This is a genomic window from Pseudomonas sp. NLJ1 (assembly GCF_049486705.1).
Lineage (GTDB): Bacteria > Pseudomonadota > Gammaproteobacteria > Pseudomonadales > Pseudomonadaceae > Aquipseudomonas > Aquipseudomonas inefficax.
In genome coordinates this window covers 898,869-913,850 of record NZ_CP137735.1, presented here as the reverse complement: position 1 = coordinate 913,850, position 14,982 = coordinate 898,869, and the positions used below count along the sequence as shown (strand labels likewise).

Genomic DNA, 14,982 nt, shown 5'->3' with positions numbered 1-14,982 from the left:
GAAACAAATGAAAACGCCCCGAACCAGTCGGGGCGTTTTCGTTTACCGCTGCAGCGTCTTACTTGCCTTCCCAGCGCTTGAGCACCAGGGTGGCGTTGGTGCCGCCGAAGCCGAAGCTGTTGCTCATGACCGTATCGATCTTGGCGTTTTCTTCGGTCTTGCGCAGGATCGGCAGGTCGGCGACCTCCGGGTCCAGCTCGTCGATGTTGGCGGAGCCGGCGATGAAGTTGTTTTCCATCATCAGCAGGCAGTAGATTGCCTCGTGCACGCCCGCAGCACCCAGCGAGTGACCCGACAGGCTCTTGGTCGAGCTGATCTTCGGTGCATTGGCGCCGAACACTTCGCGAACACCCTTGATCTCGGCAACGTCACCGACCGGGGTGGAAGTACCGTGGGTGTTCAGGTAGTCGATCGGAGTGTCGACGGTCGACAGCGCCTGCTGCATGCAGCGGATGGCACCTTCGCCGCTCGGGGCAACCATGTCGTAGCCGTCGGAAGTGGCGCCGTAGCCGACGATTTCCGCGTAGATCTTGGCGCCACGGGCCAGGGCGTGTTCCAGTTCCTCGACCACTACCATGCCGCCACCGCCGGCGATGACGAAGCCATCACGGTCGGCGTCGTAGGCGCGCGAGGCCAGTTCCGGGGTTTCGTTGCGCTTGGTCGACAGGGCGCCCATGGCATCGAACAGGAACGACTGGCTCCAGTGCTCTTCTTCACCGCCACCGGCGAAGACGATGTCCTGCTTGCCCCACTGGATCTGCTCCAGGGCGGTGCCGATGCAGTGCGCCGAAGTGGCACAGGCCGACGAGATCGAGTAGTTGATGCCCTTGATCTTGAACGGGGTGGCCAGGCACGCCGAAACGGTGCTGCCCATGGTGCGGGTAACGCGGTACGGGCCGACGCGCTTGACGCCTTTTTCGCGCAGGGTGTCCAGCGCTTCCATCTGGTTCAGGGTCGAGGCGCCGCCGGAGCCAGCCACCAGGCCGGTACGCGGGTTGGAAACCTGCTCTTCGGTCAGGCCAGCGTCCTTGATCGCATCCTGCATCGCCAGGTAGGCGTAGGCAGCAGCGTGGCCGACGAAGCGGTAGACCTTGCGGTCGATCAGTTCTTCGAGGTTGAGGTCGATGGACCCGGAAACCTGGCTACGCAGCCCCATTTCCTTGTATTCCGGGTTGTAACGGATACCCGGACGGCTGTTGCGCAGGTTTTCGGTGACGGTAGCTTTGTCATTGCCCAGGCACGATACGATGCCCAGACCAGTGATAACGACGCGGCGCATGCGAATAACCCTTAGAAATTGTCAGTGGAGGTGAACACGCCGACCCGCAGGGCTTCGGCAGTGTAGATCTCGCGGCCGTCGACGCTGACCGAGCCATCGGCGATGGCCATGTTCAGCTTGCCCTTCAGGACGCGCTTGATGTGAATGTTGTAAGTGACTTTCTTGGCTTGCGGCAGTACCTGGCCGAAGAACTTCACCTCGCCCGAACCCAGGGCGCGACCGCGGCCTGGCAGGCCCTGCCAGCCGAGGAAGAAACCTACCAGCTGCCACATGGCGTCGAGGCCCAGGCAGCCTGGCATTACCGGGTCGCCTTCGAAGTGGCAGGCGAAGAACCACAGGTCCGGATTGATATCCAGCTCGGCGACCAATTCACCTTTGCCGTACTTGCCGCCTTCTTCGCTGATATGGGTGATGCGATCGACCATCAGCATGTTCGGCGCGGGCAGTTGCGCATTACCTGGGCCGAACAGCTCACCGCGACTGCAGCGCAGCAGGTCTTCCCGAGTAAAGGCGTGTTGTTTGGTCATGCGAGCTCCTCAATAACCCCCTGCGGCAGGGGATGAATCTTCCCGGCCGGCCCGATACGCATCGCGTCCGGGGCGGCAGCCTACAGGTAGACTATTGCGTTGTGGTGAAAGTCACAGTGCACCCGGTCAAAGAAGTACAGGTGTGCACTGAAAGGTCTATTTTCAGGTCCGATGAAGGTCCTGTCCAGTGTTTAAGACTGCCGCACTTTAGCATTTATCGCCAGTCGCGGTTGTCTGACCGGGTAGCCAGCGCTGCAGCACGCGTTGCAGTTCGGTGCGGCGCAAGGGTTTACTCAGGTAATCGTCCATGCCGGCCGCCATGCAACGCTCGCGGTCGCCCTGCAAGGCGTTGGCAGTCAGGGCGATGATCGGTAGCCTGGCGCCGTTGGGCAGCTGGCGGATGCGCCGGGTGGCTTCATAGCCGTCCAGGTGCGGCAGGCGGCAGTCCATCAGCACCGCGGCAAAACGCTGCCGGCTGACCCGTTCGACCGCCTCCAGGCCGTCCTCGGCCGTGCATACTGCCAGCCCCAGGCTACGCAGCATGGCTTCGATGACGCTTTGATTGACCGGATTGTCCTCTACCAGCAGCACCTGATCATTGTCGGCCACCGCCGGTGGCGCAACGCGTGGCGGCGTCAGCGAGACCGGGGCAGGGCTGGCAAGGGCGAGAGGCATCTCCAGGGTAAAGGTCGAGCCCAGGCCTTCACGGCTTTCGCCGCGCAGCTTGCCGCCCATGCGTTCGGCCAGGGTGCGGGCAATCGACAGGCCCAGCCCGGTGCCGCCATAGCGGCGGGAAATCGAGCTGTCGGCCTGCTGGAAGGCGACGAACATCATTTCCAGGCGCTCGCTATCGATGCCGATACCGGTATCGCGCACGCTGCAGGTCAGCCAGATCAGCTGGCGGTCGAGCACCTGCCAGCGCGCCTCGACCTGCACCTGGCCGCGTTCGGTGAATTTCAGCGCGTTGCCGACCAGGTTCAGCAGGATCTGGCGGATGCGCGTGGGGTCGCCGTTCACCTGCAACTGCTCGATGCCCGCCGGCAGTTGCAGGTGCAGGGCAAGGCCGCGCTGCTGGGCGCTGTGCTGGAACGACTGGACGCTGCTGGTGATCAGCTCGCCCAGGTTGAAGTCGATGTGTTCCAGTTGCAGCGCGGCGCGTTCGATGCGCGAGAAGTCGAGGATGTCGTTGATGACCTTGAGCAGGTGCCCGGTGGACTCGCTGGCTACTGCGGTGTACTCGGCCTGTTCGCTGTTCAGCTGCGTGGTTTCCAGCAACTGCAGCATGCCCAGCACGCCATTCATCGGCGTGCGCAGTTCGTGGCTCATCATCGCCAGGAAGTCCGATTTGGCGCGGTTGGCCTGTTCGGCCTCCTCGCGGGCCTGGATCAGCTCGGCAATGGCCTGCTTCTGTTCGTTGCTGGCCTGCTCCAGGGCGTGGGCCAGGTTATTGATGTGGCGCGCCAGGTGGCCCAGTTCGCTGTCATCGACCACCGGCAACAGGGTGTGGTACTCGCCCTGCTGGATGGCCTTGACCGCATGGCCCATGTCGCTGATCGGCTTGGCCAGGCTCAGGGCCAGGCGGCGTGCCAGCAGGAAGGTAAACAGCAGGGCGAACAGCGCGAGGATACCGGCCTTGATCACGATTTCCTGCTGGCGCTGGCTGAAGGCGTCATCGGACATGCCGACGATCACCCGGCCCAGGTAATCGTCGCCGATGGCCGGGGTGGTGGCCTTGCCCTGTTGCAGGAAGTCGCTGTCCAGGCGGATCTGCTGCAGGCGGATGGGCGCCTGGAACACTTCGACGCGTTGCGCGCGGTTGGCGCTTTCGTCGGACTGCTCCACGTACACCAGGATGTGGTTGCGGCTGTCCTGCACCTCGAGGAAGCGCACGTGGGGGATGCTGAGCGTGGCGCGCATCAGGCCCTCGAGCACTTCGTTGTTGCCCGAGATCACCCCGTATTCCGAGGCAGGCGCCAGCTGGTTGGCGATCAGTTGACCGGTGTGGTTCAGTTCCTGGCGCAGGTCCTGGATACGCACGAAAGTGAAAAAGCTGATCAGCAGCAAGGTCAGCAGCAGGGCAGGGCCGAGGCTGATTATCTGGGTGCGGGTGTGGATGTCCCAGCTCAGGCGCTTGCTCATGGGGAGGGTTCTCCTTCGGCCAGGGCCTTGGCGGCGGCGTTCGGATCGATCGGTTCAAGGCCCAGGGCGCGCGCCACCTGCTGGTTGCCGCTGACGCCGAAGCGTACCGGGTACAGGCTGCGGGGCCAGCGCGCCGGTGGCTGGTCGAGCAACTGGTCGAGCACCGCCAGCCAATCGTCCTGGTCACTGAAGGTACTGGCCAGGGCGCCGGCGCGGACGAACCCGGCGTTCGGGCCGATCAGCGCCATCTGCCGGCCATAGCTGCTCAACAGCAGGTTCTTCGCAGTCTTGGAGTTGAACAGGTCGGCGTCGTCCAGGCCTAGCAGCACGTCACTGTTGGCCAACAAATGTTGCAGAGGGCGGCTGTCGCGCGGGTCGGGCCAGTCCTGGGCAATGATCTCCAGGCCCAGCGCGCGGGCGGCATGACGCAGCTCTTCGAGCAGGAAGCTGCTGTGCTCACCGTACAACACCCCAATGCGCTGGGCCTGCGGCAGCAGGTAGCGCGCCAGGCGCAGCTGCCGGGCCAGGGGCGGGTCGCTCCACAGCAGCGTGAGGAACGCGGGCCGCGACTTTCCCAGGCGCTGTTCAGCCTGTACCCGGCTGACCCTCATGGCCAGAGCCGGCGGGCCGGCGGTTTCCCCAAGACGCCATTCCAGTGCGGCGTTGTCCAGCAAAATCAGGCGCTGGTCGGCCTTGAGCTTGCTCGGGCGTGGCAGGTCGGCGGTGGTCTGGAAGTGCACATGATCGTGCGGCCGACGGCTTTCCAGCGCAGCGACGAAACCGCGAATACCGGGCTGGTCTTCCGCGCCTACCAACACGATTTCGCTGGCGGACAGCGGCCCCATCGGCCACAGGCACAACAGCAACAGGCGCAGCAGCAGGGCCATCAGAACTCCAGCTCCGCGCTCACGCTCAGCCGGTGACGGCTGTCGTAGCGGTTCTGGATTGCCGTGGTCGGCTCATCGTCCAGGCGCTGTTGCCACAGCGCGGCCAGCTCCAGGTTGCTGCCATGCACCCGGAAACGCTTGGCCAGGCGCAGGTCCAGGCGCTCGTAGCGGTACTGGTTGAGTGCATCGTCACCGTAATAGAACAGTGCGCTGGACCAGCCATCACCCCACTCGCGCATCCACCCGGCCGAGCCACTGTTGCGGGCGCTGAGCCGGCGGTCGGCGGGGTTGCTGGCCCAGGCATCCACGTAGGCGTAGGTCAGACGCAGGCGGTCGCGCAGGGTCGGGCGCCAGTCCAGTTGCGCCTCGCTGCCGCTGAAACGGGCCTTGTTGGCATTGCTGGCGATGTACTGGTTGTTCTTCAGGGGCTCGCTGATCATTCCGGTGATCTCGTCGTAGAACAGCTTCACATCCATGTTCAGGTCGATGTCGCTGAAGTAGCCGTTGTAGCCCAGCTCGCGAGAGCGCATGCGTTCCTGGTCGAGGTCGCCGGGGCCGCGGGTCTTGACGAAGTATTCGCCGTTCTGCAGGCCGAAAGCGTTGGGGGTCAGGTTCTTGACCGTGTAGCTCCAGTTGACGTTGTTCTCGAACATGTCTGGCGAGCGCACTGCCTCGGAGTACACCGCACGCAGGCCATGGCGCGGGGTGATCAGGTAGTTGACCGCCACGCGCGGGGTCAGCGAGCTGCCGGACAGGCGCGAGTCCTCGAACATGGCACCGCCCTGCAGGATCCAGTGCTCGTCGGCGCGCCACTCCAGCTGGCCGAACAGGCGCCAGGTCTGGTCGTCGATGCTGCCGTTGAAGTAGGTCTGCGAGTCGGCACGATCATAGCGGTAGTTCATGCCGCTGAGCAGGCGCAGGCTGTCGGTCAGGCTCAGGGTGTCCTGGATTTCCAGGTCGTAGCGGGTTTCGCGGGTGCTCTGGTCGACGTCACCGCAAACCTGGTTCTTGCCACCGTTCTCCCACTGTTGCTGAACCTTCTGCAGCAGCCCCTTCAGAACCGGATCGTCGGTCGAAAGCGGCGCGCCGGTAGCAATGCCTCGCGCCACTTTTTCGGCGAAGTCAGGGTTGATTTGCCAGAGCTGGGTCAATTCCGGGCTGAACGACTGCAAGGCGTCACAGGCGCGCCACACCTGCTGGCGGTCGAAATGCTGGGCCGAGCCCTGGATATACAGGCTGTGCTCGGAACTGAAATCCTTGGTCCAGCGCAACGAGCCGGCGTAATCCTTGGCGTTGACATCAGCGTTGTTGCCGGCTTCGTACCTGGCGAACACCGGCTGATAGGTATAAGGCCGCTGGTTGCTGCCTTCCTTCGCCGCCAGTTGCCATTCCAGGGTCTGGTCGTGTGCCAGGCTGTGGCTGGCGTTGATATTGAAGCGGGTCAACCGGCGGCTGTCGCGATAGTCCTGGCCGAACTGGTTCTCGTCGAAGCCATCGTCCTGCTGGCCGGACAGCGACAGGCGCATGTCGCCACCATCCCAGCCGAAACCGTGGCTGGCATAGAAGTCGTTGATGCCGTCCTGGCCGCGGGTCATCTTCAGCCGCGTGCCATGGCTGTCGGCAGGGTTGCGGGTAAGGATGTTGACCACGGCCATCAGCGCGTTGGCGCCGTAGCTGACCGTGTTGGGGCCGCGGAACACCTCGATGCGCTCGATATCCTCCAAGGCTACGGGGATGTCGCTCCAGTCCACCGTGGCCAGGCCGGCGCGGTACACCGAACGGCCATCGATCAGCACCTGCATGCGCCGGGCATCGTTGACGTTGCTGCCATGGTAGTTGACCGTGGGTTGGTTGCCGGCGTTGTAACCCACCATCATGCCCGGCACCAGGCGCAGCAGCTCGGGGATGTCCCGCGCACCGCTGGCGCGGATCAGTTCGCTGTCGAGCACGGTCATGCTGCCCGGAACTGCGGCGGGGGATTGTTTCAGGCGCGTGGCGGTCAGAACCTGCGGCAGGTCCGTGTTGTCGATGAACAGGTCATCGGCCACGGCCGGGCCACCGAGCAGGGCAGTCAGTATGAGCAGGCGCGGGTACGGGGGCGTGCCAGGGAACACAAAGCGGCCTTGTATCAGGATTGAAACAGGCATGGTAACTGACCGTGGCTTATTTGCCAGTGATCTGCATTGCCCGTGACGGCCCTTTCGCGGGTAAACCCGCTCCCACAGGGACCGCACCGCTGCTGAAGGCTGCGTGGTACCTGTGGGAGCGGTTTACCCGCGAAGAGGCCAGTACTGACACTGGTCCTGTAGCAGGCGAGTCGTATAATGGCCCGGTCGCCACTTAACTTTTGGCTTTAACGGATTGGATATGACTGAACAGCAACCTGTTGCAGTTCTGGGAGGCGGCAGCTTCGGCACCGCCGTGGCGAACCTGCTGGCAGAAAACGGTGTGCCGGTGCGCCAATGGATGCGCGACCCGGAGCAGGCCGAGGCGATGCGCGTCAATCGCGAGAATCCGCGCTACCTCAAAGGCATCCGCCTGCACGATGGCGTCGAGCCGGTCAGCGACCTGCTGGCCACCTTGCAGGCCAGCGAGCTGATTTTCGTCGCCCTGCCATCGAGCGCCTTGCGCAGCGTGCTGGCCCCGCATGCCGAGCTGCTGCGCGGCAAGGGCCTGGTCAGCCTGACCAAGGGCATCGAAGCGCAAAGCTTCAAGCTGATGAGCCAGATCCTCGAGGAAATCGCCCCCGAGGCGCGCATCGGCGTGTTGTCCGGCCCCAACCTGGCCCGTGAAATCGCCGAGCATGCGCTGACCGCCACGGTGGTCGCCAGCGAAGACGAAAAGCTGTGCCAGCAGGTGCAGGCGGTGCTGCATGGGCGTACCTTCCGCGTCTACGCCAGTGCCGACCGCTTTGGTGTCGAGCTGGGCGGGGCGCTGAAGAACGTCTACGCCATCATCGCCGGCATGGCGGTGGCCCTGGGCATGGGCGAGAACACCAAGAGCATGCTGATTACCCGCGCCCTGGCCGAGATGACCCGCTTCGCCGTCAGCCAGGGCGCCAACCCCATGACCTTCCTCGGCCTGGCCGGTGTCGGTGACTTGATCGTGACCTGCTCCTCGCCCAAGAGCCGCAACTACCAGGTCGGCCACGCGCTGGGCCAGGGCCTGAGCCTGGAGCAGGCGGTCAACCGCCTGGGCGAAGTGGCCGAAGGCGTCAACACCCTCAAGGTGCTCAAGGCCAAGGCGCAGGAGGTGCAGGTGTACATGCCGCTGGTGGCAGGCCTGCATGCCATCCTGTTCGAAGGCCGCACGCTGAACCAGGTGATCGAGCACCTGATGCGTGCCGAGCCGAAGACCGATGTCGATTTCATTTCCATCAGCGGTTTCAACTGAGCCTTCAGCGGCTCTGACAACAGCAAGGAGCAACACATGAACGATACGCCCGAACGCGCCCAGCGCGAGTCGATCATCCTGCGGGTCCTGTGGATGCTGGTGTTCCTGGTGGTCTGGCAACTGGCCGAGCTGCTGCTCGGTGGCCTGGTGCTGGTACAGCTGATCTACCGCCTGGTGTACGGCGCCCCCAGCGCCAGCCTCATGAACTTCGGCGACAGCCTGAGCCAGTACCTGGCGCAGATCGGCCGCTTCGGCAGCTTCCACAGCGACCAGAAGCCCTGGCCGTTCGCCGACTGGCCGGCACCGCGTGCCCCGGAAGGCGAGGCGCCGCACGCCGTGGCCCCGGCCCCGCACCCGGTGCGTGACGAGGAGCCCAAGCTGTGAAGCTGTGGGTGCTGCGCCACGGCGAAGCGGAGCCGCGGGCCAACAGCGATGCCGAGCGCCGGCTGACCGCCCACGGTCGCGAGCAGGTGCTGCACAGCGCCGCCCGCCTGCTGGGCCAGCCGCTGCAGGCGATCATCGCCAGCCCTTACGTACGCGCCCAGCAAACGGCCGCCCTGGTGCATGACACCCTGGGTTTCGCCGAGCCGGTGTGCACGGTGCCCTGGCTGACGCCCGACAGTGATGTGCAGCAGGTGATCGGCGAAATCGAGCGCCTGGGCCTGGAGCATGTGCTGCTGGTCAGCCACCAGCCGTTGGTGGGTAACCTGGTCGGGGCATTGGAGCATGGTCACCAGCAGCAACCGGCGGGCATGAGCACTGCCAGCCTGGCGGAGCTGCAAGGGGATTGGCCACTGGCTGGGCTGATGACCCTTCGGGCGATCAACTCCCCGGCTTGAGCCCCGCGGTCAGCTGTAGGAGCGGCCTTGTGTCGCGATGGACTGCGAAGCAGCCCCGGCAATTTGTGCATCTGCGCTGAAACCCTGGGGCTGCTTCGCAGCCCATCGCGACACAAGGCCGCTCCTACAGGAGTCCGCGCAGGTCAGGAGATTGATGCAATACATTTGCGCCCACCAGCCTGACCTGATAGCCCTCGGCGATGACCTTTACGGACATTGCCGAACCGCCCCGCGATGCCGACAATGGGCCATCATTCCCCCATCCGGACCCGGCGCCATGTCGCAGCAGATTTTCTTCGCCCATGCCAACGGTTTCCCCTCGGCCACCTACGGCAAGCTGTTTGCTGCCCTGGCGCCGGACTACCAGGTGCAGCACCTGGCCCAGCACGGGCACGATCCGCGATTTCCGGTGGACGACAACTGGCAGAGCCTGGTCGACGAACTGCTGCACCACCTGGCCCGGCAGGGCCAGCCGGTATGGGGTGTCGGCCATTCGTTGGGCGGGGTGTTGCACCTGCACGCCGCCTTGCGCTGCCCCGAGTATTACCGTGGCGTGGTGATGCTCGACTCGCCGGTGCTTACCCGCGCCGACCAATGGCTGCTGCGCACCGCCAAGCGCTTGGGCTTCATCGACCGCATCACCCCGGCTGGTCGCACCCTGGGGCGCCGCGAAACCTTCAATGACCGCGACAGTGCCCGGGACTATTTCGCCGGCAAGTCACTGTTCCGCCATTTCGACCCCGACTGCCTCGATGCCTATGTAGAGCACGGCCTGCAGGCGATGGAGCAGGGGCTGCAGTTGCGCTTCGATCCGGCCACGGAAATCAGCATCTACCGCAGCATTCCGCATACCAGCCCTGCGCCCGCGCGGCAGTTGCAGGTGCCACTGGCCATGGTCCGCGGCGAGCGCAGCAATGTCATTCGCCGCCACCACACATTGGCCGTGCGCGGCATGCCCAAGGGTGAATACCACAGCGTGCCAGGCGGACACATGTTTCCGCTGGAGCGGCCAACCGATACCGCCAGCCTGATCAAGGGCCTGTTCGACCGCTGGAGCCAGGCATGAGTGCACAGGTCGAGGAGATCCGCCTGAGCCTGGGCCATATCGAACTGGCGGCGCACCTGTTTGGCCCCGAGCACGGTTTGCCGGTGATCGCCCTGCATGGCTGGCTGGACAACGCCAACAGCTTCGCCCGCCTGGCGCCGCAGCTGAAAGGCCTGCGCATCGTCGCCCTGGACCTGGCCGGGCATGGTTACTCCGAGCACCGGCCGCTCGGCGCCGGCTACGCCCTGGCCGACTACGCCCATGATGTGTTGCGGGTGGCCGAACAGCTGGGTTGGCAACGTTTCGCCCTGCTGGGCCATTCGCTGGGGGCAATCATTTCGGTACAACTGGCTGGCGCGTTGCCGGAGCGGGTCAGCCATCTGGCCCTGATTGACGGGGTCATCCCGCCGACTGGCGCCGAGCAGGATGCCGGTGAGCGGCTGGGCATGGCGCTGCAGGCCCAGTTGCGCCTGGATGGCAAGCGCAAGTCGGTGTACACGACCCTGGAGCAGGGCGTGCAGGCACGCATGAAAGGCATGGTCGCGGTCAGCCGCGAGGCGGCCGAGCTGTTGGCCCAGCGTGGCCTGATGCCGGTGCCCGGTGGCTACAGCTGGCGCAGCGACAGCCGCCTGACCCTGCCTTCGCCAGTGCGCCTGAGCGAGGCCCAGGCCATGGCCTATGTGCACAGGGTGAGTTGCCCCGCGCGCCTGGTGGTCGCCGCGGACGGAATGCTGGTGCGTCACACCGGGTTGCTGGAGCAGCTACCCTTTGAGCAGGTGACGCTGCCCGGTGGCCATCACCTGCACCTGAACGATGAGCAGGGCGCGGCCCTTGTCGCAGACTGTTTCAATCGCTTCTTTGGCTTTGCTTGACTTGCACCGGACAAGTGTCGAGGCTTGGCGGGTTGAACAGGGAGACAACCATGCAACTGCCAGACATCCTGGAGCTTTATCTCGGCGCTGAGCGCCGCCTGGGTCGCCAATGAGCGCGCCTGTTGCCATCCGTATTGCCTTCGCTGCCTGCCTGGTGTTATCCAGCCCCGTGTCGTGGGCCGGCAGCCTGCCGGTGCCGGTGGACGCCAAGGTGGTCGACCAGCGCCCGGCCGTGGAGCAGGAACGTGTCTACCCCATGGGCCCGCTGCGCAAGATCAGCGGCCGCCTGCGGGTCGAGGACAAGGTCGAAAGCCGTGGCCAGGTCAGCTCGGTAACCTATGAACTGCCGGTCGAGCGTACCGCCCGCGAAGCCTTCACCAGCGCTCGTGAAGCACTGCAGCGCGACGGTGGCTACCCGCTGTTCTGGTGCCAGGGCCGCGATTGCGGCGAGGCCAGCCTGTGGGCCAATGATGTGTTCGGCAATGCCCGCCTCAACGGCGGCGACGAGCAGCAGGCGTTCATCCTGCTGCGCCGCTCGGCGGAGCAGGCCGATACCCTGGTTGCGCTGTACAGCGTCACCCGCGGCAACCGCCGCGCCTACCTGCACGTGGAAGAGTTCGTCGCCGGCAGCCCCCTGGGCGAACTGTTGCCGACCGCCGCCACGGTGCTGCGCGAAATGCGCGACACCGGCAAGCTCGACTACCCTGACCTGGCCGCACCGCAAGACGCCTGGGCGAACCTGCTGGCCCGCAGCCTGAACCTCGACAGCACCCTGCGTGCCAGCCTCAGTGGCGCCCAGGCTGAAGCCTGGCGCGAGGCGCTGGTCAAGGCGGGGGTGCGCAGTGGCCGCCTCGAAGTCGGTAGCGCGCCTACCGACGGCCTGCACCTTGAACTGATCCGTTGAACGAGCACCACCATGGCTAACAACGACCGCTTGCTGGTCCAGATTCTGCTGCTGGCGTTGCTGGGTGCCGGCCTGTGGGTAATGGCACCTTTCATTTCCGCGCTATTGTGGGGGGCCATCCTGGCCTTTGCCAGCTGGCCGTTGATGCGCTTGCTGACGCGTGCGCTGGGCGGGCGCGAAACCTTGGCGGCAAGCCTGCTGACCACTGCCTGGATCCTGATCGTGGCGCTGCCGCTGGTGTGGCTGGGGTTCAACCTGGCCGATCACATTCGCGATGCGACGGCGTTCGTGCGTGACGTGCAGGTGGACGGCCTGCCCGATGCACCGGCCTGGCTGGGTGGCATCCCGTTGGTTGGCGAGCGCCTGGTCAGCTGGTGGCAATCGCTGGACCAGCAGGGCGCGGCCTTGCTGGCCTCGGTCAAGCCGCACCTGGGGCAGGTGGGCAACTGGTTGCTGGCGCGCAGCGCGCAGATCGGCAGCGGTGTGCTGGAGCTGACCCTCAGCCTGGTGTTCGTGTTCTTCTTCTACCGCGATGGCCCGCGCTTGTCGGCGTTCGTCCTGCGCTTGCTGCACCGCTTGATGGGCGACCGCGCCGAGTATTACCTGGAGCTGGTGGCCGGTACGGTGCAGCGGGTGGTCAACGGGGTGATCGGTACGGCCGCCGCGCAGGGTGTACTGGCGTTGATCGGCTTCCTGATTGCCGGTGTGCCCGGTGCCATCGTGCTGGGCCTGGTGACCTTCATGCTCAGCCTGATCCCCATGGGCCCGCCGCTGGCCTGGATTCCGGCCACTGCCTGGCTGGTATGGAAGGGCGAATACGGCATGGCGGTGTTCCTGGGGGTTTGGGGCACCTTCGTCATCAGTGGTGTGGACAACGTGCTCAAGCCGTACCTGATCAGCCGTGGCGGCAACCTGCCGTTGGTGATCGTGCTTCTGGGCGTGTTCGGCGGCTTGATCGCCTTTGGTTTCATTGGCCTGTTCATCGGGCCGACCTTGCTGGCGGTCGGTTACAGCCTGCTGCTGGACTGGAGCCGCAACGCCGCCCCGCAGCCGCCTCAGCAGTAAACCTGTACCGGCCTCTTCGCGGGTGAACCCGCTCCCACAGGTACAGCACAGGCCTTGAGCCTTGTGGAGTCCCTGTGGGAGCGGGTTCACCCGCGAAGAGGCCAGTGCAGACAACCCAAACCGCTGATCTTTACACCTTCTTTATTACCATCCCCATCCTCCTATCTCGCCCCTTTACGCCTCTCCCTCGGACAATTTCCCCAAAGCGGCCCAAGCCGCACCACGGGGAGAACCACACATGAACATGCTCGACGGGCTGTCACTGCTGCTGGCAGTGGCATTGGCGTTTTATCTGCTGGTGGCGCTGCTGCGCGCCGATCGCAGCTAGGGAGCGGCCATGCACAGTTACGACTTCGCCTTGCTGCTGGCATTTTTCGCCATCGTGCTGCTACCGGCACCCTGGCTCGGGCGGTTCTACTTCAAGGTCATGGAAGGCCAGCGCACCTGGCTGTCGCCCATGCTGGGCCCGGTCGAGCAGGCCTGCTACCGGCTGGCGGGCGTGCGCGCCAGCCAGGAACAGAACTGGCAGCAGTACACCCTGGCCCTGCTGGCCTTCAACCTGGCCGGGTTCCTGCTGCTGTTCGCCGTGCTGCTGTTGCAGGGCTACCTGCCATTGAACCCGCAGCATCTGCCCGGCCAGGAATGGTCGCTGGCGTTCAACACCGCCGTCAGTTTCGTCACCAACACCAACTGGCAGGCCTACAGCGGTGAGGCGTCGGTCAGCTACCTGAGCCAGATGCTCGGCCTGACCGTGCAGAACTTCGTCAGCGCCGCCACCGGCCTGGCCGTGCTGGTCGCCCTGTGCCGTGGCATCGCCCGGCGCAGCGCCACGACGCTGGGCAACTTCTGGGTCGACATGACCCGCGCCACCCTCTACGGCTTGCTGCCGCTATGCCTGCTGCTGGCGTTGCTGCTGGTATGGCAGGGCGTACCGCAAACCTTGGCCGACTACGCCCACGCGGTCACCCTGCAAGGCACCGAGCAGACCATTCCGCTGGGCCCGGCCGCCAGCCAGATCGCCATCAAGCAGCTGGGTACCAACGGCGGAGGCTTCTTCGGCGTCAACTCGGCGCACCCGTTCGAAAACCCCACGGCCTGGAGCAACCTGTTCGAGGTGGCTTCGATCATTCTCATCCCGGTGGCGCTGGTGTTCACCTTTGGCCACTACGTGAAGGACCTGCGCCAGAGCCGCGCCATCCTTGCCTGCATGCTTGCCTTGTTTCTGATCGGCGGCAGCACGGCGTTGTGGTCCGAGTACCAGCCCAACCCGGCCCTCGAGAGCGCGCAGGTACAGCAGAGCGCGCCCATGGAGGGCAAGGAAAGCCGCTTCGGCACCACCGGTTCGGTGCTGTGGACAGTGACTACCACCTCTGCCTCCAACGGTTCGGTCAATGCCATGCATGACAGCCTCAACCCGCTGACCGGCATGGTGGCGATGGTCAACATGATGGTCGGTGAGGTGATCTTCGGCGGCGTCGGTGCAGGGCTTTACGGCATGTTGCTGTTCGTGCTGATCGCGGTGTTCCTGGCCGGGCTGATGATCGGCCGCACCCCGGAATACCTGGGCAAGAAGCTGCAGGCGCGCGAGGTGCAGTTGCTGGTGGCGACCCTGCTGGTGATGCCGGTCGGCGTGCTGGTGCTCGGGGCCATCGCCGCCAGCCTGCCAGGCCCGGCAGGTGCAGTAAGCAACCCGGGTGCGCATGGCTTCAGCCAACTACTGTATGCCTACACCTCGGGCACGGCCAACAACGGCTCGGCCTTTGCCGGCTTCGGTGCCAATACGGTGTTCCACAACCTGATGATCGGCCTGGCCATGCTTGTCGGTCGCTTCGGCTACATCCTGCCGGTGCTGGCGCTGGCCGGCTGCCTGGCGGCGAAGAAAAGCGCACCCCAGGGGCAGAACAGCTTCCCCACCCATGGCCCGCTGTTCACCGGCCTGCTGCTGGTCACCATCCTGCTGGTCGGTGGCCTGACCTTCCTGCCGACCCTGGCCCTTGGGCCGATCGCCGAACACTTGAGCCTGGGTTTTTGA

14 protein-coding genes are annotated in these 14,982 nt (G+C 65.0%); 9 read left to right on the top strand and 5 right to left on the bottom strand.

Features of this window, described 5'->3' with window-relative positions; genetic code table 11:
- Positions 1-58 precede the first annotated feature (58 nt).
- From fabB to R9B85_RS04085, 5 genes are all read right to left on the bottom strand, one after another.
- Positions 59-1,279 carry a beta-ketoacyl-ACP synthase I gene (gene fabB / locus R9B85_RS04105; protein WP_087499923.1) on the bottom strand — a complete coding sequence of 407 codons (1,221 nt, stop codon included), beginning with the start codon at positions 1,277-1,279 and terminating at the stop codon, positions 59-61.
- Positions 1,280-1,290: 11 nt separating this feature from the next.
- On the bottom strand, positions 1,291-1,806 hold the full coding sequence (fabA, locus tag R9B85_RS04100) for a 3-hydroxyacyl-[acyl-carrier-protein] dehydratase FabA (RefSeq protein ID WP_112252975.1): 516 nt from the start codon (positions 1,804-1,806) through the stop codon (positions 1,291-1,293).
- 207 nt (positions 1,807-2,013) lie between these two features.
- The gene (locus R9B85_RS04095; protein ID WP_112252974.1) at positions 2,014-3,945 is read right to left on the bottom strand and encodes an ATP-binding protein; all 1,932 of its coding nucleotides are present in this window, start codon (positions 3,943-3,945) and stop codon (positions 2,014-2,016) included.
- On the bottom strand, positions 3,942-4,832 hold the full coding sequence (locus tag R9B85_RS04090; RefSeq protein WP_423770857.1) for an ABC transporter substrate-binding protein: 891 nt from the start codon (positions 4,830-4,832) through the stop codon (positions 3,942-3,944). Before R9B85_RS04090 ends, R9B85_RS04095 begins: the two co-directional genes overlap by 4 nt.
- Positions 4,832-6,979: a TonB-dependent receptor plug domain-containing protein gene (locus R9B85_RS04085; protein ID WP_207878614.1), complete on the bottom strand. Its 2,148-nt coding sequence runs from the start codon at positions 6,977-6,979 to the stop codon at positions 4,832-4,834. The genes R9B85_RS04090 and R9B85_RS04085 overlap by 1 nt, the downstream gene beginning before the upstream one ends.
- 220 nt (positions 6,980-7,199) lie before the next feature.
- Here R9B85_RS04085 and R9B85_RS04080 point away from each other — a divergent pair, with 220 nt between their 5' ends.
- The 9 genes from R9B85_RS04080 to kdpA all read left to right on the top strand — a co-directional run bounded on the left by R9B85_RS04080 (position 7,200) and on the right by kdpA (position 14,982).
- Positions 7,200-8,225: an NAD(P)H-dependent glycerol-3-phosphate dehydrogenase gene (locus tag R9B85_RS04080; protein ID WP_025339958.1), complete on the top strand. Its 1,026-nt coding sequence runs from the start codon at positions 7,200-7,202 to the stop codon at positions 8,223-8,225.
- Positions 8,226-8,261: 36 nt separating this feature from the next.
- On the top strand, positions 8,262-8,609 hold the full coding sequence (locus R9B85_RS04075; RefSeq protein ID WP_027592856.1) for a DUF4389 domain-containing protein: 348 nt from the start codon (positions 8,262-8,264) through the stop codon (positions 8,607-8,609).
- Positions 8,606-9,064, top strand: coding sequence for a phosphohistidine phosphatase SixA (sixA, locus tag R9B85_RS04070; RefSeq protein ID WP_112252971.1), 459 nt, complete (start codon positions 8,606-8,608; stop codon positions 9,062-9,064). The genes R9B85_RS04075 and sixA overlap by 4 nt, the downstream gene beginning before the upstream one ends.
- Positions 9,065-9,341: 277 nt before the next feature.
- Positions 9,342-10,130: an alpha/beta fold hydrolase gene (locus tag R9B85_RS04065; RefSeq protein ID WP_112252970.1), complete on the top strand. Its 789-nt coding sequence runs from the start codon at positions 9,342-9,344 to the stop codon at positions 10,128-10,130.
- Entirely contained in the window at positions 10,127-10,981 is an 855-nt protein-coding gene (locus R9B85_RS04060) for an alpha/beta hydrolase (protein WP_112252969.1), read from the top strand. The genes R9B85_RS04065 and R9B85_RS04060 overlap by 4 nt, the downstream gene beginning before the upstream one ends.
- Positions 10,982-11,090: 109 nt before the next feature.
- The gene (locus R9B85_RS04055) at positions 11,091-11,885 is read left to right on the top strand and encodes a DUF4892 domain-containing protein (protein ID WP_215521522.1); all 795 of its coding nucleotides are present in this window, start codon (positions 11,091-11,093) and stop codon (positions 11,883-11,885) included.
- A gap of 12 nt (positions 11,886-11,897) precedes the next feature.
- A complete protein-coding gene (locus R9B85_RS04050) occupies positions 11,898-12,950 on the top strand; it encodes an AI-2E family transporter (protein WP_112252967.1) in 1,053 nt (350 codons plus the stop codon).
- A 238-nt stretch (positions 12,951-13,188) separates the two neighbouring features.
- Entirely contained in the window at positions 13,189-13,278 is a 90-nt protein-coding gene (gene kdpF, locus R9B85_RS04045; protein ID WP_003251485.1) for a K(+)-transporting ATPase subunit F, read from the top strand.
- 9 nt (positions 13,279-13,287) lie between these two features.
- On the top strand, positions 13,288-14,982 hold the full coding sequence (gene kdpA / locus R9B85_RS04040; protein ID WP_112252966.1) for a potassium-transporting ATPase subunit KdpA: 1,695 nt from the start codon (positions 13,288-13,290) through the stop codon (positions 14,980-14,982).